We start from the raw sequence: 19,589 nt of genomic DNA, 5'->3' as shown, positions 1-19,589 counted from the left end.
AGGACGCGCACCGTGGACTTCACCCTTACCGAGGCCCAGCAGGATCTCGCAGAACTGACCCGCAGCATCGTCGCGGACATCGTCACCAACGAGCACCTGCGCACACTCGACGCCTCCGAGGACCGCCTCGACCGCACCCTGTGGGACACGCTCGCATCGTCGGGCGTGCTCGGCGCCGCTCTTCCCGAGTCGCTGGGCGGAGACGGTTACGGCCCGCTCGAGCAGGCGAGCATCCTGCGCGAACTCGGCCGCGGCGTCGCCGCCGTCCCGTACATCGGCTCGATCGCCGCGTGCGCGTCGGCGATCGCGGAGTTCGGCGCCGCCGAGCAGCAGGCCGAGTGGGGACGCCCTGCGGCGACCGGCGAGCAGATCCTCTCCGCCGCGCTCGCCGAGGAACTGAACCCCGATCCCACGACCCCGGCGACCCGGGCGCAGGCCACGGGCGACGGTCACGTGCTCGACGGCGTGAAGATCGTCGTCGACTCGGCGCCGGTCGCCGACGGTTTCCTCGTCCCGGCCACCATCGGCGACTCGGTGTCGGTCTTCCTCGTGCGACCCGACGATCCGGGTGTCTCGATCACCCGTCAGCAGACCACCGACTTCGACAGTCGCGGCATCGTCACCCTCGAGCAGGTCGCGCTCCCGGCCGATCGTGTCCTCGGCACCGACGGCCTCGCCGTGGCGACGTGGTTGCGCGACCGCAGCCTGCTCGGCTCCGCCGCCTACCAGTGCGGCGTCCTCGAGCAGGCGCTCGAGCTCACCGCGCAGTACGCGCGCGAACGCGTCCAGTTCGACCGCCCGATCGGCAGTTTCCAGGCCGTCTCCCAGCGACTCGCCGACGCCTATATCGACGTCAAGGCGGTGCGTCTGACGTTGTGGCAGGCCGCCTTCCGCATGGTTTCGGGTGAGCGTCACGACGACGCCCTGCGCACCGCGGCCTTCTGGGCTGCCGATGCGGGACACCGTGTCGCGCACACCACCGTGCACGTGCACGGCGGTGTCGGACTCGACGAGGACCATCCGGTGCACCGCTACTTCCTCGCGGCCAAGCACCACGAGTTCCTGCTCGGCTCCGCCACCGACCAGTTGCGCGCGCTCGGACGCGAACTCGCCGACGTCCCGGCCTGATCGCATGACCGCCTTCACCGTCACCGAACTGCTCGAACGACTCGCCGACGTCGACGATCGAGGACTGCGCTTCGAGGAGACCGAACTGTCCTGGCGCGAACACGTCGCACAGTCCCGGCGACGCGCCGCATTGCTGCGCGACCTGCTCGACGGCCCGGCACCGAAGCACATCGGGATCCTCATGGACAACGTCCCGGAGTTTTCGTTGCTGCTCGGCGCCGCGGCCTTCTCCGGTTCGGTGGTGGTGGGCCTGAACACGACCCGGCGCGGTGCGGCGCTCGCCCGCGACATCGCGCTCGCCGACTGCCGGGTCATGTTCACCGAGGCCGCACATGCGTCCCTGCTCGACGGTGTGGATCTCGGCGACGTGCGGGTGATCGACGTCGACTCCCCCGAGTGGACGGCGATGCTCGCCCCGTTCGCCGGCACGGTCGTGGAGACTGCCGCGCATTCCCCCGACGACCTGTTCATGCTGATCTTCACGTCGGGCACGAGCGGCGACCCGAAGGCCGTGCGGTGCACGCACCGCAAGTTCACCGATCCCGCGACGATGCTCGCCACGCGGTTCGGTCTCGGCTCCGACGACACCGTGTACGTGTCGATGCCCCTGTTCCACTCCAACGCGATGATCGCCGGCTGGTCGATCGGACTCGCCGCGCGCGGCAGCATCGCCCTGCGTCGCCGGTTCTCGGCGTCGGGTTTCCTTCCCGACGTCCGCCGTTACGGCGTGACCTTCGCGAACTACGTCGGCAAACCACTGTCGTACATCGTGGCGACACCCGAACACCCCGACGACCACGACAACCCGCTGCGCATCATGTACGGCAACGAGGCGTCTGCCACCGCCGTCGCCGAGTTCACCCGCCGTTTCGGCGCGCGGGTGGTCGACGGCTTCGGCTCGACCGAGGGCGGCATCGCGATCGCCTCGGCACCCGACGCCCCGGCCGGATCCCTCGGCAGACTTCCCGAGGGCATCGAGATCCTCGATCCCGAGACGGGGCAACGCTGCCCGGCAGCGGTGTTCGACGCGAACGGCAGGATCACCAACGCCGACGCCGCGACGGGCGAGCTCGTCAACGTGCGCGGTGCCGGTCTGTTCGACGGCTACTACAACAATCCCGAGGCCGACGCCGAACGCCTCCGCGACGGGCGCTATCACAGCGGCGACCTCGCCTACCAGGACGAGAACGGTTTCGTGTACTTCGCCGGGCGCAGTTCGGGCTGGCTCCGGGTGGACGGTGAGAATCTCGGTGCGGCGCCCATCGAGCGCATCCTGATGCGGTACGAGGGCTTCGCTCAGGTCGCGGTGTACGGGGTGCCCGATCGCAACGTCGGCGACCGGGTGATGGCCGCGGTGATCCCTGCGGCGGGCTCCGACTTCGACCCGGTCGCGTTCGCGCGTTTCCTCGATGCACAGACCGATCTCGGCCCCAAGCAGATGCCCGGTCTGATCCGTGTCTGCAGCGAGTTCCCCCGCACCGCGACCTTCAAGGTCCTGACCCGTTCTCTGGCCGCCGAACGCTGGTCCTGCAGCGATCCGGTGTGGCTTCGGGAACGTGGCGATTCCGAATTCCGGTTGTTGTCGGACGAACTGGTGCAGCTTCTCGAACCGGCCTCCCTCGGCACTTCTGCGCGATAGCGTCGTCGCCCCTCGGCCGACGCGCTCCCGCGCGTACAGTTGTGCCGCGACGGTGGTTGTTCGGCGACAAGTCCGGAAGGACTTCCGTCGCCGTCGAGTCGAGTGACGGGCGGGACCGATGGACACCGACGGGTCATCCGGAGGGGCGGAGCGCACGCCGGACGGCAGATATGTGGTGGTGAACGGGCGGCGCTGGCGTGCCACCGACCCCACGATTCCTGAACCGTTGCAAAAGCAACTCGTGGCGGAGTTGATGCGCGCTCGGCGTCTCGTGAAGAGCGACGGCGACTCCGCACGGCACCGCGTCCAGGACGCGAAGGTCGCGCTCGGTGAACGCGGGCATCCGTGGTGGGAACCACGCGACGAGTATGCGGATCGTGAACGGCTGGCGGCCACGATCTGCGCGCTGCTCCGGGAACGGGATCCGTCCACCATCTGTCCCAGCGACGCCGCGCGGGTCGCGGGTGGCGACTCGTGGCGCGACCTCATGGACGCCGCACGCTCGGTGGCCGCCGAACTCGAACGCAGCGGCCACGTGGTGATCACGCAGAAGGGCGAGCCGGTGGACATGGAGACGGCACGAGGCCCGATCCGGATTGCACCCGGACCGAACCTCGAGCACCCTCGTCCCTCCCCGTGAGACGAATCCGAGCGATGATGATGTCGACACCGGCGTCGGCGTGCTTGCGGGCCTGCTTCGGCGAACCGCACAGCGCCGCGACCTTGCGACCGGCTTTGTGGATGTGCTCGATCATGTCGGCCGGCGGGGTGCCGAGTGCGTTGGCGATGAGCGTGACCTTCGGATGCTGCAGCGCCACCTCCACCTGCGGGGTGACCTTGCGCGGAAGGCACGCAACAACGGACGAAGGCTCGCAACACCGGTAGTGACTGCCGACGTTGCGAGCCTTCGCCTCGCGTTGCGTACCTCAGATGATTCCGCGCTCGCGCAGTTCCTTCTGCTCGATGTCGCTCAGTCCGAGGATCTCGCCGTAGACCGCCGCGTTGTCGTATCCCGCGACGGGCGGGCCGGCACGACGCACCGAACCCGGCGTCCCGGTGAGCGTCGGCACCACACCGGGGCCGAGTACGTCTGCGCCGGTGCGCTCGTCGTGATGCGGAACGATCATGTCCCGTGCCTGGAACTGCGGATCGGCGACGACCTCCGCGACGGTGTTCACCGGCCCGGACACCACACCCGACGACGACAGGTGCGCCAGCAGGTCGTCGAGCGTCCACGTCGCCGCCCACTCGCCGATGAGGGTGTCGAGCTCGTCCTGGTTCACGCCGCGCGCGAGGTGGTCGGCGAAGCGCGGGTCGTCGGCGAGCTCGGGGCGCTCCATCGCCGCGCACAGGCGACGGAAGACGGTGTCCTGGTTGGCGGCGATGACGATCCACATGTCGTCGGACGTCCGGTACAGGTTCGACGGGGCGATGCCCTCGAGCCGGGTGCCGGAGGGGCCGCGGACGACGCCTGCGACGTCGTAGTCGGGGATCACCGATTCCTGGATCGCGAGGCACGCCTCGGTGAGCGCCACGTCGACGACCTGCCCACGTCCGGTCCGTTCGCGGCCGAGCAGCGCGGCGAGGATGCCCTGCACGGCGAACATCCCGGCGAGGGAGTCGCCCAGGGAGAGCGCGAGTCGCGGGGGCGCCTGCCCGGGATAGCCGTTCAGGTGCCGCAGACCGCTCTCAGCCTCGGCCACGGACGCGTAGCCGGCCTGCCCGGCCTTGGGACCGGTCTGCCCGTATCCGGAGACGCGAGCCAGCACGATGCCCGGATTGATCTCGGAGAGCAGGTCGTAGCCGAGCCCCCACTTCTCGAGCGTGCCGGGACGGAAGTTCTCGACCACCACGTCGGACTCGGCGACGAGACGCCGGAACAGTTCCTGCCCGTCGGGCGCCCGGAGATCGAGGGTGACGCAGCGCTTGTTGCGCGCGTGCACCGTCCAGAAGAAGCGATGCCCGTCCCGCTCGCCCTGCCCCCAGGTGCGGAGCGGGTCGGGCCGCTTCGGGTCCTCGATCTTGATGACGTCGGCGCCCATGTCGCCGAGCAGGCGTCCTGCATACGGCCCGGCGATCAGGGTGCCCAGTTCGAGCACCCTGATGTCCGTGAGCGCTCCGGTTGCCTGCGACTCGGCCTGTGTCACTGCGTCTTCCGTCCTCTGCTCGGTAACCGAGGTGAACGGCCTCCTCCTCGGTGAACGCTTCGAGTCCGCTGCGGTGCGGTTCACGACCGGTACCGCTCGCGTCACGTCCACCCCAGGGTAGTGCCGGATCGGGCACACCTCAGCCGTCGACCCCCACCCCCGACCGCCGCTGCCCCCCTGTCCGGCGACACCCCGGCCGACGCAGATCCCGGAAAGGGACGGTGCCCGGGGCGGATCACTCCACCCCGGGCACCTGCCACCCCACCACTGTGGTCCTATCGCGCCTCGTTCAGCCGATCGACGGCCTCGTCGTAGCCCCGCACGAGGTCGGCCATGATCTCCGCGACGGGACAGATCTCGTTCATCCGCCCCACCACCTGCCCGACCGGCATCGCGACGGCCTCGGGGTCATCGGCCGCCGACATGCGCTGATGCGCCTCGCTCACCAGGATGTTCTGTAGCGGCATCGGCAGCGGTTCGGGCGCACCGGGTTTCGACCACGCCTCCGTCCACTTGGTCTTGAGCAGACGCGCGGGCTTTCCCGAATAGATCCGCGACCGCACGGTGTCGGACGAGCTCGCTCCGAGCAACGCGCGCTGGATCGACGACGGACCGTGCGCGGCCGCCCCGAGCTTGTACTCCGAGGTGGTGAGCCAGTACGAACCCATCCACACACCGGAGGCGCCGAGGGCCAGCGCCGCCGCGACCTGCCGTCCCGATCCCACACCACCGGCGGCGAGCACTGCCGCGGAATCGCCGAGCGCGTCGACGATTTCGGGCCACAGCACCATCGATGCGATCTCACCCGTGTGCCCGCCGGCCTCGTAGCCCTGCGCGATCACGATGTCGACACCGTTCTCGACGTGCCGCTTCGCGTGCTCGACCGCACCCGCGAGTGCCGCGACCGGCACTCCCTTCTCGTGCGCGAGGTCGATGACGTCCTTCGGCGGCGACCCCAGGGCGTTGGCGATCAGGGCGGGCCGGTGTGCGAGTGCCACGTCGACGTGCGAACGCGCGACCGAATGCAGCCAGCCCAGAACACCGCTCGCCTTGCCGACGTCGTCGGACAGCGGCGGCACACCGAGTTCTTCGAGCGTGCGGTTGACGAAGGCACGGTGTTCGGCGGGGATCAGTTTGTCGAGGTCCACCGCGGTGCCCTCGGTGGGCACCTTGGCGGGCATCACGATGTCGACGCCGTACGGTTTGCCGTCGGTGTTCTCGTCCATCCAGGTCAGGACGGCGTCGAGTTCCTCCGGGTCGTTGAACCGCACACACCCGAGGACACCGAGTCCACCCGCGCGGCTGATCGCCGCCGCGACGTGTTCGGAAGGCGTGAATCCGAAGATCGGATACTCGATACCGAACTTCTTGCTGAGGCCGGTCTGCATGCGTCCTTCTATCCCGTCGCCGCGGCGCCGTTGCCGTCGCCGTTGTTGTAGACCTCGTCGGCCGGACGCAATCCGGTCTGGTCCTTGGCCCACCGGTAGTCGGGCTTGCCGGCCGGCGACCGCTTGATCTCGTCGACGAACCACACCGCGCGCGGCACCTTGTACCCTGCGATCTTCGACCGTGCCGTCGTCATGAGTTCGTCGAGCGTCGTCTGCTCGCCCTCGCGCAGGGCGACGACGGCGCAGACCCGCTCGCCGAAGCGCTCGTCCGGCACACCGACCACCAGGGCGTCGAAGACCGCCGGGTGCTGCTTGAGTGCGCCCTCGACCTCTTCGGGGTAGACCTTCTCGCCGCCGCTGTTGATCGAGACCGAACCGCGGCCGAGCATTGTGACGGTGCCGTCACCCTCGACGCGCGCGTAGTCACCGGGGATCGAGTAGCGGATCCCGTTGTACTCGCGGAAGGTCGCCTTGGTCTTGGCTTCGTCCTTGTAGTAGCCGAGCGGGATGTTGCCGGTGCGCGCGACCATGCCGACCTTTCCGGAACCCGGTTCGATCGGGTTGCCGTCGTCGTCGAGGACGGTGGTCGACTCGTCGATCTTCACCGTGGGGCCGCCGCCGAGGGTCTTGCCCTTCTCGGCGATGCCGATGCCACCGAAGCCGGTCTCGGACGAGCCGATGGAGTCGGTGATGATCTTGCCGGGCAGCAGGTCGAGGAAACGGTCCTTGATGGACGGGGAGAACAGGGCCGCACTCGATGCCATGGCGAACAGGGTCGAGAGGTCGTAGCGCTGACCGGTTGCCGGGTTGCCCTCCTCCAGTGCGTCGAGCATGGGGCGGGCCATGGCGTCGCCGGTGATGAAGATGACGTTGACCTTGTGGTCGTCGATGATGCGCCACACCTCGTGGCCCGAGAACTCAGGGTGCATGACGACCTTGCCGCCGCTGAACAATGACTGGAACAGCGCCCACTGGGCGCCACCGTGGATCATCGGCGGGATGGGATAGCGCACGAGACCGGGATTCTCGGCGCCCTCCTTCGCCAGCTGCCATTCGTCCTTGACCCATTCCCCGGTCATGAAGTTGATACCGCCGCCGAGGACGCGCCACACGTCCTCGTGACGCCACATCACGCCCTTGGGGTGACCGGTGGTGCCGCCGGTGTAGAGCATGTAGATGTCGTCGGCGCTGCGGTCTTCGAAGTCGCGTTCCGGGTTGCTCTGCGCCAGTGCCGCTTCGTATTCGATGCCGCTATAGGCCGAGAAGTCGACGTCGGTGCCGTCCTCGACCACCACGACGGTCTTCACCAGCGGAGTGTTCGGCAGGACGTTCGCGACCTTGTCGGAGTAGCGACGTTCGTGGACGAGCGCGACCATGTCGGAGTTGTCGAAGATGTACTGCAACTCGTTCTCGACATAGCGGTAGTTGACGTTGATCATGATCGCGCGGATCTTGAAGACCGCGATCATCGCCTCTACGGCCTCGATGGTGTTGCGCGAGTAGATGCCGACTTTGTCGCCCGGCTTCACACCTTGTTCGCGCAGGTAATGAGCAAGTCGGTTGGCTCGTTCCTCCAGCTGTGCGTAGGTGACCTCACGTCCGTCCGAGGCCAGCGCGACGCGCTCGGGAACGAGGTCGATTGCGTGTTCGACGAGGTCTGCGATGTTTAGGGCCACACTGACAAAAGTAGAACGTGTTACCGTTTCTGACAAGACCTGAATATGATCCAGTTCACAATCCTGCGAGGAGTCCCGCCAGTGTCCGCTACCGAAGCCCCCGGCGCAGCCGATTCGGACATTTCGTCCCGCGCACCGCATTGCCTCGTCGAGCAACGCGGCCACGTTCTGATCGTCACTCTCAACCGCCCCGAGGCACGAAATGCGCTGTCCGGCGAAATGATGACGATCATGAACGAGGCCTGGGATCGCGTCGACAACGATCCCGAGATCCGCGTCGCGATCCTCACCGGCACCGGTGGAGCGTTCTGCGCGGGTGCCGATCTCAAGGCCATGAATGCAGCGCCTCCCGGAGACAAGTTCGAGCAGGGCGAGCGGAGCGACGGGAAAGGCAACGACGGGGGCTGGGACCTGTCGCGTCTGCCGGCGTTACTGAAGGGCCGCCGCCTGACGAAACCGCTCATCGCGGCCGTCGAGGGTGCCGCGATCGCCGGTGGCACCGAGATCCTGCAGGGCACCGACATCCGTGTCGCCGGCGAGAGCGCGAAATTCGGCGTCTCCGAGGCGAAGTGGGGATTGTTCCCGCTCGGCGGATCCGCCGTGCGCCTCGTCCGGCAGATCCCGTACACGATCGCCGCCGACATCCTGCTCACGGGCCGCCACATCAAGGCCGCCGAGGCCAAGGAGATCGGGCTCATCGGCTACGTCGTCCCCGACGGCACCGCACTCGACAAGGCCCTCGAGATCGCCGAGACGATCGCGAACAACGGCCCGGTCGCCGTGCAGGCCATCCTCCGGACCATCCGCGACGCGGAAGGTCTGCACGAGGAGGAGGCGTTCCGGATCGACGCCGAACTGGGCGCCGCCGTCTTCAAGAGCGCCGACGCCAAGGAGGGGCCGCGGGCGTTCGCGGAGAAGCGTGCCCCGAAGTTCTCGGGTTCCTGACCTGCGCCACTGTGGACCGCACTCCCACCCGTGAGAGCACGGTCACAACCATCTCCTTAGCTCTGCTACATTGTCGGCCGTGATCCAGACCACAAGATCACAGTGTTCGTCGAGGCGATGTCGAGGCAATGAGGAGCCCCCATGTATCCAGGAGTCCACGCCCGCACCGCCCCGGACAAGCTCGCCGTCGTCCTGGCCGACAGTGGCCGGAGCCTGACCTACCGCGAACTCGACGACCGGTCAGCGGCGCTCGCCCGAGTGCTGCACGATGCCGGGCTCCGCCCCGGCGACGTCGTCGCCCTCCTCACCGACAACCGGCCGGAGGCATTCGAGGTGTTCTGGGCCGCAATGCGGTCCGGGCTGTACATCACGGCGGTCAACAGCCACCTCACCGCCGGCGAGGTGGCGTACATCGTCGAGGACAGCGGCGCGAAGGCTCTGATCGTCTCGACGACGCTGGGTGAGCTTTCCGAACAGGTCGGCGAGAAGGTCACGATCGGTTCCGCGCGACTCGCGTTCGGCGGCGCCGTGCGCGGTTTCGAGTCGTACGAGGACGCCCTCGCCGGGGCCGGTCCGCGGCTCGAGGAGGAACCGTGCGGCGCCATCATGCTGTACTCGTCCGGAACCACGGGCTTCCCCAAGGGAATCCAGCCGGATCTCCCGGAACGTCGCGTCGACGAACCCGGTGAGCCGCTGGTGACGGTGGCACAGTTCCTCTTCGGCCTCACCGACTCCGACGTCTACTACTCCCCCGCCCCGATCTATCACGCAGCGCCTCTGCGCTGGGGTGGGGCGATCCACGCGCTCGGCGGCACGGTGGTCCTGGCCGAGAAGTTCGACGCCGAGACCGCGCTCCGGCACATCGAGGAGCACAAGATCACCGCCGGGCAGATGGTGCCGACGATGTTCGTCCGCATGCTCAAGCTCGACGACGAGATCCGTGCCCGCCACGACCTGTCGAGTCTGCGCGTGCTCGTCCACGCCGCCGCGCCGTGCCCGCCGGAGGTCAAGCGGTCGATGATCGACTGGCTCGGACCGGTGATCTACGAGTACTACAGCTCCACCGAGGCCAACGGGATCACGTTCATCAACAGCCAGGAATGGCTCGAACACCCGGGTTCGGTCGGCAAGAGCGTGCTCGGGCCCGCACACATCTGCGACGAGGAAGGGCGGGAACTCCCGGCCGGTGAGGTGGGGACCATCTACCTCGAGTACGAGAAGGTTCCGTTCTCGTACCACAACGATCCCGAGAAGACCGCGGCGTCGCAGCATCCCGAGCATCCCACATGGACCACGGTCGGCGACCTCGGTTACCTCGACGAGGACGGTTATCTGTATCTGACCGACCGCAAGTCGTTCACGATCATCTCCGGCGGAGTGAACATCTATCCGCAGGAGATCGAGAACGTGCTCGCCCTGCACCCGGCCGTCGAGGACGTCGCCGTCATCGGCGTACCCCATCCGGAGATGGGCGAGGAGGTCAAGGCCGTCGTGCAGGTGTCGTCCGGTGCCACCACATCACCCGATCTCGCCGACGACCTCATCGCGTACGTCCGCGAGCGGGTCGCCCACTTCAAGGTGCCGCGGTCGGTGGACTTCGTCGACGAACTGCCCCGCACCCCCACGGGCAAGCTGGTGAAGGGCAAGCTGAAGGCGGCCTACGCCTCCTGACGCCCCGCCCGCGGCGGGCGGAAACCGTCCTCACGGAAGGGTTTCCGCCCGCGGCGGCATCTAGCGCAGCACCACCTCGGCGATCGTGCGCACCTGGTCGACATCGCGACAACCGACCAGCAGCATCGTCACGCCGGCCGCCTCCCAGCGCTTCACACCCTCGCGCACCTCGTCGGCATTGCCGACGATCATCGTCTCGGTGACCATCTCGTCCGGGATCACTGCCGCCGCCTCGTCCTTACGGCCGGCACGGAACAGCGCGGTCACCTCGTCGACCACGGCCTCGTATCCCATCCGCCGGTAGACCTGCGCGTGGAAGTTCAACTCCGGCGCACCCATTCCGCCGACATACAGCGCGGTCACCGGTTTCATCGCCGCGATCGTCCCTGCGCGATCGTCCGTGATCACCACCTGGCAGGTCGCCGCGATCTCGAAGTCCTCACGGGTGCGTCGGGCGCCCGGCCGGGCGAACCCCTCGTCGAGCCATTCGTCGTACATCGACGCCAGGCGCGGGGTGTAGTAGATCGCGAGCCAGCCGTCGGCGATCTCGGCGGTGAGCGCGACGTTCTTCGGACCTTCGGCACCGATCCAGATCGGGATGTCCGACCGCAGCGGATGCGTGATGGGCTTGAGCGGTTTACCGAGCCCGGTTGATCCGGCGCCCGCGTAGGGCAGCGGGAAGTGCGGTCCGTCGCCGGTCACCGGCGCTTCGCGCGCGAGCACCTTGCGGATCACGTCGACGTACTCGCGGGTCCGTGCGAGGGGCTTGGCGAACGGCTGGCCGTACCAGCCCTCCACCACCTGCGGCCCCGAGACGCCGAGACCGAGGATGTGCCGGCCCTTCGAGAGGTGATCGAGCGTCAGCGCGTGCATCGCGCAACTCGTCGGAGTACGCGCGGAGATCTGCACGACGGACGTGCCGAGCCGCACCCGTTCCGTGGACGAGCCCCACCAGGCCAGCGGCGTGAACGCGTCCGATCCCCACGATTCGGCGGCGAAGACGGCGTCGAATCCTTCGGCCTCGGCCGCAGCAACGACTTCCGGTGCGTTCGAGGGCGGCTGAGCACCCCAGTAGCCGAGTTGCAGTCCCAGTTTCATTGGACGCCTTTCCTGTCGGGCGAATCGTGGAGAGATGCAGTTCGCGCGCCGCTCTTGCCAGCACCACTAGAACCTGTTCTACTCGAAATTGTGAGCCTGGGAAAGAGCGCGGTTGCCGAGCCACCGCTGAGCGCACCGCTGAATCTGAAGTTCGACTACACACGATCCACCGGGCCGACCGTCGGAGCCTTCGTCACCGGATTGCGCGACGGCCGCATTCTCGGCGCCCGCGGATCCGACGGACGGGTCCTCGTCCCACCCCCCGAATACGACGCGGTCACCCATGAACCACTCACCGATGTCGTCGAGGTCGGACAGACCGGCACCGTGATGAGCTGGACGTGGAACGCCGAACCGCTGCCCGGACAGCCCTTCGACCGGCCCTTCGCCTGGGCACTGATCCGCCTCGACGGCACCGACACCGCACTCCTGCACGCCGTCGACGTCGGCTCCCCGGACGACATCGAGACGGGTCTGCGTGTACGTGTGCGGTGGGCCGCCGAACGCACCGGCGACATCCACGACATCGAGGCGTTCGAACCCGGCGAGGCGACGATCACCGTCGCAGCGGCCGAGGGTGATCCGGTCACGATGATCACCACTCCCGTCGACCTGGACTACCGGCACTCCGCCTCCCCCGAGGAATCCTGGTACCTGCGAGGGTTGAAGGACGGCAGGATCATCGGTGGCCGCACCGGCCCGGGCGGGAAGGTCTACGTGCCCCCGCGCGGTGCGAGCCCCACCGACGGTGTACCGACGAAGGAACCCGTGGAAGTGTCCGACAAGGGCATCGTCACCACCTTCTGCATCGTGAACGTGCCGTTCCTCGGCCAGCAGATCGAGCCGCCCTATGTCGCCGCCTACGTACTGCTCGACGGTGCCGACATCCCGTTCCTGCACCTGATCCTCGAATGCGATGCGTCCGAGGTGCGGATGGGCATGCGTGTCGAAGCGAAATGGCGTCCTCGCGAGGAGTGGGATCACACGCTGCGCAACATCGAGTACTTCCGTCCCACCGGCGAACCCGACGCCGACTACGACACCTTCGAACACCACCTCTGAGAGCGGCGGACACATGACAGACATCGCAGTCGTCGGCTTCGCGCACGCTCCGCACGTGCGCGAGACGTTCGGCACCACCAACGGCGTCGAGATGCTCGTCCCGTGTTTCCAGGAGCTGTACGGCAAGCTCGGCATCACCAAGTCCGACATCGGTTTCTGGTGTTCGGGTTCCTCCGATTACCTTGCCGGACGAGCATTCTCGTTCATCTCGGCGATCGATGCGATCGGCGCCGTCCCGCCCATCAACGAATCGCACGTCGAGATGGATGCGGCCTGGGCGCTCTACGAGGCGTGGGTCAAGCTCATCACGGGTGAGGTCGACACCGCCCTCGTGTACGGCTTCGGCAAGTCCTCGGCCGGCACTCTGCGCCGAACCCTGTCCCTGCAGCTCGATCCGTACCTCGTGGCCCCTCTGGGCGTCGACTCCGTCTCGCTCGCGGGCCTGCAGGCCCGCCTGGGTCTCGAATCCGGTAAGTGGACCGACCGCGAGATGGCGGAGGTCGCGGTCCGTAGCCGCGCCGCCGCCAAGGACAATCCCAAGGCGCAACTCTCCGGCGACTTCGACATCGACGAACTGCTCGCCCAGCCGTACATCGCCGACCCGTTGCGCAAGCACGACTGCGCCCCCGTCACCGACGGCGCGGCCGCGATCGTCCTCGCGACCGGCGACCGGGCGCGCGAGCTGTGCGAGAACCCGGCGTGGATCACCGGGATCGAGCATCGCACCGATTCACCGAACTTCGGCGCACTCGATCTGACCGTCTCACCCTCGACCCGGGCCGCAGCGCAGGCCGTCACCGGCGGGGACACCGCCTTCGACGTCGCCGAGTTGCATGCACCGTTCACGCACCAGGAACTCATCCTGCGCGAGGCGATCGGCCTGGGCGAGTCGACGACGATCAACCCGTCCGGTGGGCCGCTGACGGGCAACCCGATGTTCTCCGGCGGTCTCGAGCGCATCGGTTACGCAGCGCAGGCGATCATGGACGGCACGGCCGGACGTGCACTCGCGCACGCGACGAGCGGTGCTGTGCTGCAACAGAATCTGGTAGCCGTTCTGGAGGGACGCAACTGATGGCGAAGCAACCCGCAGCTGTCCTCGGAACCGGGCAGACCCATTACGTCGCCAAGCGGCACGACGTGTCGATGTCCGGCCTCGTCCGCGAGGCGATCGACCGCGCCATGACGGACGCCCAGGTGGGCTGGGACGACATCGACGCCGTGGTGATCGGCAAGGCCCCCGACCTGTTCGAGGGCGTCATGATGCCCGAACTGTCGATGGTCGACGCCATCGGCGCCACGGGCAAGCCGATGCTGCGCGTGCACACCGCCGGGTCCGTCGGGGGCTCGACGGCGAACGTCGCGGCAAGCCTCGTCCAGGCCGGCGTGCACCGCCGGGTACTCGCGGTGGCCTGGGAGAAGCAGTCCGAGTCGAACGCGATGTGGGCGCTGTCCACACCGGTCCCGTTCACCATGCCGGTCGGTGCCGGCGCGGGCGGCTACTTCGCGCCGCACGTCCGTTCGTACATCCGCCGGTCCGGTGCGCCCGAGCACATCGGGGCGATGGTCGCGGTCAAGGACCGCCTCAACGGCGCGAAGAATCCGTACGCGCATCTGAAGCAGCCCGAGATCACCCTCGAGAAGGTGCAGGCCTCGCAGATGCTGTGGGATCCGATCCGGTACGACGAGACGTGCCCGTCGTCCGACGGTGCGTGCGCGGTCGTGCTCGGCGACGAGGACACCGCGAAGGCCGCCGAGCAGGCCGGCCGCCGGGTGGCGTGGATCCATGCCACGGCGATGCGCACCGAACCCACCACCTACGCCGGGCGCGATCAGGTGAATCCGGAGGCCGGACGGGTCGCTGCCGCAGCACTGTGGAAGCAGGCCGGTATCACCGATCCGCTCGGCGAGATCGACTGCGCCGAGATCTACGTGCCGTTCTCGTGGTTCGAGCCGATGTGGCTCGAGAACCTCGGTTTCGCGTCCGAGGGGTCGGGGTGGAAACTCACCGAGGCCGGCGAGACGGCGATCGGCGGTCGGCTTCCGGTCAACATGTCCGGCGGCGTGCTCTGCTCCAACCCCATCGGGGCATCGGGCATGATCCGGTTCGCCGAAGCCGCGATCCAGGTGATGGGCACGGCGGGAGATCACCAGGTCGACGGCGCCCGCAAGGCACTCGGACATGCCTACGGCGGTGGATCCCAGTACTTCTCCATGTGGGTGGTGGGCTCCGACCGGCCCACGAATTAGGAGGCATCATGGTCTCGTTCACCGTCGGGGTCGCGATGACCCCACTCGACCAGCTCACCGGCATCGCGCAGACCGCCGAGGAGTGCGGATACACCTCGATCGCACTGCCCGACTCCCTGTTCTACATGGAGAAGCAGACGGTCGACTATCCGTACACCCCCGACGGTTCGCGGATGTGGACGCCCGACACCCCCTGGGTGGATCCGCTCATCGCCGCGGCGTCGATGGCGGCCGCCACGTCGACGATCCGGTTCTACACCCAGGTGCTCAAGCTCGGCTCCCGCAATCCGGTGCTGCTGGCGCGGCAGGTCGGATCCGTTGCGAACCTCACCGGGAACCGGTTCGGACTGGGTGTCGGAATCGGCTGGGCGCCGGAAGAATTCGAGTGGTGCGGTGTGCCCTACGCGAAGCGCGGCAAGCGCGTCGACGAGATGATCGACGTTCTGAAGCTGATCCTCGACGGCGGCATGGTCGAACATCACGGCGAGTTCTACGACTTCGACCGGCTGCAGATGAGTCCCGCGCCCACCGCACCGGTACCGCTCTACGTCGGTGGGCACACCGAGGTGGCACTGCGTCGTGCGGCCCGGGTCGGTGACGGTTGGACGTCGGCGATGATCGGGTTCGACGATCTGGTCGGGGTCATCACCCGACTGCGCGAATTGCGGGCCGAGTACGGCCGCAGCAACCTGCCGTTCGAGATCCAGACGGTGTGTGTCGACAGGTTCGGTGGTTCCGGTTACGCCGAACTGGCCGACGCCGGGGTCACCGACATCATCGTGGTGCCGTGGATCTTCGACGGCCACGGTTTCGACTCCCCGCTCGAGGCGAAGCAGGAATCGCTGCGGAAGTTCGCCGACAAGTACATTCCCGGAAGGGATGCCGCATGAGCGAGGAACACCCGGCGCGTATCGCAGCGAAGGCGTCGCAGGCGGCGGCGAGCGGGAAACGCAAGGACGAGTGGCTCGCGCTGTTCGCGGAGAACGCGTGCGTCGAGGATCCGGTGGGTCCGTCCGGCTTCGATCCGGAGGGCAAGGGGCATCACGGTGCCGAGGCGATCGCGAAGTTCTACGACATGACCATCGCGAACACCGACAAGCTCGAATTCCTCGTCGACGACGTGCTGGTCTGCGGCGACGAATGCGTCAACATCGGCACTATCCGTACGACGATGGCAGGCAATCTGATCGATGCGGAGGGCGTGTTCGTCTACCGCGTGGACGACGACGGGAGGATCGTCTCGCTGCGTGCGTTCTGGGAAGTGGACCGCGCGATGAAAACCGTGCGCCCCGTCTCGTAGAGTCGGGCCATGGGCACAGCCGGGATCGTTCTTGCGGCAGGGGACGGCTCGCGACTGGGCGGACGGGCGAAAGCGCTGCTCCCCCACCGCGGCCGTCCCCTGCTGCATACCGTCGTCGAGGCACTGCTCGAAGGTGGTTGTGACGACGTGATCGTGGTCGTGGGCGCATTCGGCGACGATGTGGCCGCCGCGTGCCCTACCGGAGCGACAACGGTCTACAACCCCGACTGGACCGTCGGCATGTCGACATCCCTGCGCCGCGGGGTCGACGCGGCACGAGCCCACCAGAGGGTTGCGCTCACCGTCGTCGATTTTCCCGGCATCACAGCCGAATTGGTCCGCCATCTCCTGGATGTGCACCACACGGGGACGGTGACGCTCCCCGCCTTCGGAGATCACCCCGGTCACCCGGTGGTCTTCGACATCGCCGATGCGCTGGGCGCCGCCGCCGACGCCACCGGCGACGAGGGCGCGCGGTCCTTCCTCGCCCGCAATCGTGAACGCGTGCGGCGTCTCGACTGCACCGGGCTCGCCGACCCCGGAGACGTCGATACCCCCGAGGATCTTCGCCGCCTGACCTGATCGCATCGTCGCCCGGCGTGTCGGCGCCGCGTCCCGGTGACCGCTCGGAGAAGGTAGGGGGTGCCCTCCTGGATTCTCTACGCACTCGCAGCCGTCGGCAGTTTCACCGCCGGAACCGTCCTCGCCGCGCCGAGCGTCGACACCTATCCACTCGATACCGGGTTCGGTTTCGGTGCCGTGGAGACTTCGGGTATCACCGCGTCTGCCACGGGAGCGCTCGTCGCCGCGTCGATCGCGCTGTGGTTACGCCACCGGGTGGGCGCGCTCGGCGCCGTCGTGGCCGGAGCCGCACTCGTGGCGGTCGTCGCCCTGCCGGGTGCGTGGCGGTTCGACATGTACGTCTCGGCGGTCGGTGCAGGCCTGGTGCTCGGTGCCCTCGTCGTCTGCTGCGCCCGAACTGCGGGCACCCGGCTCCCCGCGGTGATGACCGGTGGCGTCGTTGCCGCGCTGCTCACCGCGGAACCCGTCGCGGAATACCGGGAGTTCGCGGCCTCCTCGTCCGGAAGCGCCGTGTACCTCGAGGTGTCGGCGCAGCCCGCCAACACAGTGTGGACGGTTCTCTCGGTGACTGTCATCGCGGTGGCAACAGCGGCTCTCGTGATGCGTGCCGGTGCTCCCGATTCGGTCGACGAACGACGATGGGATGTGAGGGAAACGGTGGTCGGTATCGGCCTACCGCTCGTCGCCGTCGTGCTGTATCGGTCTCTTCACAGTGCCGTGTGGTCTCCGGATGCGAGTCCCGGCGGGAACGGGCGATGGCTGTGGGGCATCGTCGCTGTCCCACTCGTGATCGGTGCTGCCCTGTGGCTGCGCGAGAGAAGCGGAGCGGTCCTGCTCGCCGCCTTCGCGGTGGCCGTCGCCGCGGGTACCGCTCCCTCGTGGATTCCCGGCGGATGGTTCCTGCCGGCCGTGATGGTCGTGCTCGCCGCCGTCGGCGCGTGGCTGGGCCGTCGCGCGCCGAGGCCGACGGCCGGAGTGGGCGTGCTCGCGTTCGTCACGATCACGGCGATCTTCACTCGTGCGCCCTGGGACAACGTCCACCTCCTGGCGACCTTCTTCGTTCTTCCGGTGGCAGCCGCGTACACGATCAGCGCGGCACTACCGTCGACGAGCGCAGTCACCGCCGCGTCCTTCTCGCTGCCCGCCGTGATGGCGTTGCCTCTGCTCACCCGATTCGGATGGACCGCCTACACGCCTCTCACCGATTCTCCGTCCGGGTGGACGCCGGACTCGTGGACGGTTCTCACGACCGGTGTATCGGTAGCCGGTGTGCTCGCGGCGGGGGCCGCGATGTGGTGGATCGGCCGCAGGTCCGAGGTCCTGTAGACGACACGGGATGTGCGAGGTCCCCGGGCGCGCAGGGGCGGCCGGGGACCTCGATGTTCGGTTCGGTCGGTGTTCGGTTCGGTCAGTGCTGGACCGGGCACCCACCCGAGGTCTTGTAGTCGACCTGGAATTCCTTGATGCCGTTGAGCCAGCCCGACCGCAGACGGTGCGGGTCGCCGATCTTCGTGATGTCCGGGATGTGATCGGCGATCGCGTTGAAGATCAGGTCGATCTCCATACGTGCGAGGTTCGCGCCCAGGCAGTAGTGCGCGCCCGTTCCACCGAATGCCAGGTGCGGGTTGGGATCACGAAGGATGTCGAACTCGCGGGGGTTGTCGAACACTTCTTCGTCGTTGTTGGCCGACGCGTACAGCATGACGACGCGATCGCCCTTCTTGATCGTCTGCCCGCCGAGTTCGGTGTCCTCGAGGGCGGTGCGCTGGAACGACGTGACCGGGGTGGCCCAGCGGATGATCTCGTCGGCGGCGGTCTTCGGCCGGTCGCGCTTGAAGATCTCCCACTGCTCCGGATTGTCGAGGAACGCCACCATGCCGTGGGTGATCGCGTTGCGGGTGGTCTCGTTGCCGGCCACCGCGAGCACGATGAAGAAGAAGCCGAACTCCTCGGGAGCGAGTTCGTCACCGTCGATGTCGGCCTCGATGAGGGTGGTGACGATGTCGTCGGCCGGGTTCTCCTTGCGGGCCGCGGCCATCTGGTAGGCGTACCCGAGGACTTCCATGGACGCTGCCGCCGGATCGGCGGTGTTGTCCGGATCGTCGTAGCCCGTCATCTGGTTGGACCACTCGAAGAGCTTGGCGCGATCCTCCTGCGGCACACCGATGAGGTCGGCGATGGCCTGCAGCGGCAGTTCCGCGGCGATCTGCGTGACGAAGTCGCCCCGACCGGCCTGGCAGGCCTCCTGGACGATCATCTTGGAGCGACGGTCGAGCTCGTCGCGCAGGCCGTTGATCGCACGGGGCGTGAAGCCTCGGGCGACGAGTTTGCGCAGCTTGGTGTGCTCGGGGGCGTCCTTGTTGAGCAGGACGTGACGTTGCAGCTCGACGGCCTCACGAGGAATGTCGTCGTTGAACCGCGGAATCGCAGTGTTCTCCCAGTTGGAGAACACGTCGCTCCGGCGGGAGACCTCTCGGACCTCCTCGTGCCGGGAGACAACCCAGAAACCCTCGTCGTGGAAACCACCGACGTCGGGAGACTTCTTGTTCCACCACACCGGTGCCGTCTTACGCAGTTCCGCGAACTCTTCGAACGGCATACGGTCTGCGTACAGATCGGGATCGGTGAAGTCGATGTCTTCGGGGATGTTCGGCTGCGCCACTGATATCTCTCCTGCCCTGGCGAGTACCGCTCGCGTGATTT

General features: G+C 67.7%; 17 protein-coding genes and 1 pseudogene. 12 read left to right on the top strand and 6 right to left on the bottom strand.

Annotated elements, in window-relative coordinates:
* The first annotated feature begins 12 nt into the window (after positions 1 to 12).
* From AC6CID_RS04730 to AC6CID_RS04720, 3 genes are all read left to right on the top strand, one after another.
* Positions 13 to 1,128: an acyl-CoA dehydrogenase family protein gene (locus tag AC6CID_RS04730; RefSeq protein WP_019290094.1), complete on the top strand. Its 1,116-nt coding sequence runs from the start codon at positions 13 to 15 to the stop codon at positions 1,126 to 1,128.
* A gap of 4 nt (positions 1,129 to 1,132) precedes the next feature.
* A complete protein-coding gene (locus AC6CID_RS04725) occupies positions 1,133 to 2,767 on the top strand; it encodes a long-chain-fatty-acid--CoA ligase (RefSeq protein WP_064061059.1) in 1,635 nt (544 codons plus the stop codon).
* 241 nt (positions 2,768 to 3,008) lie between these two features.
* Positions 3,009 to 3,407, top strand: a complete 399-nt coding sequence (locus tag AC6CID_RS04720) for a DUF3253 domain-containing protein (RefSeq protein ID WP_363887055.1) — start codon at positions 3,009 to 3,011, stop codon at positions 3,405 to 3,407.
* On the opposite strand, the pseudogene AC6CID_RS04715 reads toward AC6CID_RS04720, so the two are convergent.
* The 4 genes and pseudogenes from AC6CID_RS04715 to AC6CID_RS04700 all read right to left on the bottom strand — a co-directional run.
* A pseudogene (locus AC6CID_RS04715) lies at positions 3,373 to 3,600 on the bottom strand (nitronate monooxygenase); the annotation flags it as partial. The gene AC6CID_RS04720 and the pseudogene AC6CID_RS04715 overlap by 35 nt on opposite strands.
* 93 nt (positions 3,601 to 3,693) lie before the next feature.
* Complete coding sequence (locus tag AC6CID_RS04710) at positions 3,694 to 4,914, bottom strand: CaiB/BaiF CoA transferase family protein (protein ID WP_220666509.1); 1,221 nt, start codon at positions 4,912 to 4,914, stop codon at positions 3,694 to 3,696.
* Between the two features lie 275 nt (positions 4,915 to 5,189).
* Positions 5,190 to 6,302, bottom strand: coding sequence for an NAD(P)H-dependent flavin oxidoreductase (locus tag AC6CID_RS04705; protein WP_498353641.1), 1,113 nt, complete (start codon positions 6,300 to 6,302; stop codon positions 5,190 to 5,192).
* An 8-nt stretch (positions 6,303 to 6,310) separates the two neighbouring features.
* Positions 6,311 to 7,978 (bottom strand): acyl-CoA synthetase, encoded by a 1,668-nt coding sequence (locus AC6CID_RS04700; protein ID WP_220666508.1) that lies wholly within the window; start codon positions 7,976 to 7,978, stop codon positions 6,311 to 6,313.
* 45 nt (positions 7,979 to 8,023) lie between these two features.
* Here AC6CID_RS04700 and AC6CID_RS04695 point away from each other — a divergent pair, with 45 nt between their 5' ends.
* Both AC6CID_RS04695 and AC6CID_RS04690 read left to right on the top strand, forming a co-directional pair.
* Positions 8,024 to 8,923, top strand: a complete 900-nt coding sequence (locus AC6CID_RS04695; RefSeq protein WP_498353640.1) for a crotonase/enoyl-CoA hydratase family protein — start codon at positions 8,024 to 8,026, stop codon at positions 8,921 to 8,923.
* Positions 8,924 to 9,064: 141 nt separating this feature from the next.
* The gene (locus AC6CID_RS04690) at positions 9,065 to 10,594 is read left to right on the top strand and encodes an AMP-binding protein (RefSeq protein WP_006551910.1); all 1,530 of its coding nucleotides are present in this window, start codon (positions 9,065 to 9,067) and stop codon (positions 10,592 to 10,594) included.
* Positions 10,595 to 10,654: 60 nt separating this feature from the next.
* Here AC6CID_RS04690 and AC6CID_RS04685 read toward each other — a convergent pair whose 3' ends face one another.
* Positions 10,655 to 11,692, bottom strand: coding sequence for an LLM class F420-dependent oxidoreductase (locus AC6CID_RS04685; RefSeq protein ID WP_019290101.1), 1,038 nt, complete (start codon positions 11,690 to 11,692; stop codon positions 10,655 to 10,657).
* A 90-nt stretch (positions 11,693 to 11,782) separates the two neighbouring features.
* On the opposite strand from AC6CID_RS04685, the gene AC6CID_RS04680 reads away from it, so the two are divergent.
* The 7 genes from AC6CID_RS04680 to AC6CID_RS04650 are packed head-to-tail and all read left to right on the top strand — an operon-like array spanning position 11,783 to position 18,212.
* Entirely contained in the window at positions 11,783 to 12,754 is a 972-nt protein-coding gene (locus AC6CID_RS04680; RefSeq protein ID WP_220666507.1) for a Zn-ribbon domain-containing OB-fold protein, read from the top strand.
* A gap of 13 nt (positions 12,755 to 12,767) precedes the next feature.
* Positions 12,768 to 13,829 (top strand): thiolase family protein, encoded by a 1,062-nt coding sequence (locus tag AC6CID_RS04675; RefSeq protein ID WP_019290103.1) that lies wholly within the window; start codon positions 12,768 to 12,770, stop codon positions 13,827 to 13,829.
* Complete coding sequence (locus AC6CID_RS04670) at positions 13,829 to 15,004, top strand: thiolase family protein (RefSeq protein WP_006551914.1); 1,176 nt, start codon at positions 13,829 to 13,831, stop codon at positions 15,002 to 15,004. The genes AC6CID_RS04675 and AC6CID_RS04670 overlap by 1 nt, the downstream gene beginning before the upstream one ends.
* Before the next feature lie 8 nt (positions 15,005 to 15,012).
* Entirely contained in the window at positions 15,013 to 15,894 is an 882-nt protein-coding gene (locus tag AC6CID_RS04665) for a TIGR03619 family F420-dependent LLM class oxidoreductase (protein ID WP_231781153.1), read from the top strand.
* Complete coding sequence (locus tag AC6CID_RS04660; RefSeq protein WP_006551916.1) at positions 15,891 to 16,304, top strand: nuclear transport factor 2 family protein; 414 nt, start codon at positions 15,891 to 15,893, stop codon at positions 16,302 to 16,304. Before AC6CID_RS04665 ends, AC6CID_RS04660 begins: the two co-directional genes overlap by 4 nt.
* Before the next feature lie 9 nt (positions 16,305 to 16,313).
* On the top strand, positions 16,314 to 16,886 hold the full coding sequence (locus tag AC6CID_RS04655) for a nucleotidyltransferase family protein (RefSeq protein WP_220666505.1): 573 nt from the start codon (positions 16,314 to 16,316) through the stop codon (positions 16,884 to 16,886).
* Positions 16,887 to 16,946: 60 nt separating this feature from the next.
* Complete coding sequence (locus AC6CID_RS04650; RefSeq protein ID WP_064061701.1) at positions 16,947 to 18,212, top strand: hypothetical protein; 1,266 nt, start codon at positions 16,947 to 16,949, stop codon at positions 18,210 to 18,212.
* Positions 18,213 to 18,294: 82 nt separating this feature from the next.
* Here AC6CID_RS04650 and AC6CID_RS04645 read toward each other — a convergent pair whose 3' ends face one another.
* Positions 18,295 to 19,548: a cytochrome P450 gene (locus AC6CID_RS04645; protein WP_064061700.1), complete on the bottom strand. Its 1,254-nt coding sequence runs from the start codon at positions 19,546 to 19,548 to the stop codon at positions 18,295 to 18,297.
* Positions 19,549 to 19,589: the final 41 nt, after the last annotated feature.

The organism is Rhodococcus sp. GQ147, assembly GCF_059759155.1.
This window is presented reverse-complemented; position numbering and strand designations above follow the sequence as displayed.

Bases quoted from the DNA above. Each gene is read 5' to 3' on its own strand.
- AC6CID_RS04725 (WP_064061059.1), top strand. From the start codon at position 1,133: ATGACCGCCTTCACCGTCACCGAACTGCTCGAACGACTCGCCGACGTC.
- AC6CID_RS04705 (WP_498353641.1), bottom strand. From the start codon at position 6,302: ATGCAGACCGGCCTCAGCAAGAAGTTCGGTATCGAGTATCCGATCTTC.
- AC6CID_RS04695 (WP_498353640.1), top strand. From the start codon at position 8,024: ATGATCCAGTTCACAATCCTGCGAGGAGTCCCGCCAGTGTCCGCTACC.
- AC6CID_RS04690 (WP_006551910.1), top strand. From the start codon at position 9,065: ATGTATCCAGGAGTCCACGCCCGCACCGCCCCGGACAAGCTCGCCGTC.
- AC6CID_RS04685 (WP_019290101.1), bottom strand. From the start codon at position 11,692: ATGAAACTGGGACTGCAACTCGGCTACTGGGGTGCTCAGCCGCCCTCG.
- AC6CID_RS04675 (WP_019290103.1), top strand. From the start codon at position 12,768: ATGACAGACATCGCAGTCGTCGGCTTCGCGCACGCTCCGCACGTGCGC.
- AC6CID_RS04670 (WP_006551914.1), top strand. From the start codon at position 13,829: ATGGCGAAGCAACCCGCAGCTGTCCTCGGAACCGGGCAGACCCATTAC.
- AC6CID_RS04665 (WP_231781153.1), top strand. From the start codon at position 15,013: ATGGTCTCGTTCACCGTCGGGGTCGCGATGACCCCACTCGACCAGCTC.
- AC6CID_RS04660 (WP_006551916.1), top strand. From the start codon at position 15,891: ATGAGCGAGGAACACCCGGCGCGTATCGCAGCGAAGGCGTCGCAGGCG.
- AC6CID_RS04655 (WP_220666505.1), top strand. From the start codon at position 16,314: ATGGGCACAGCCGGGATCGTTCTTGCGGCAGGGGACGGCTCGCGACTG.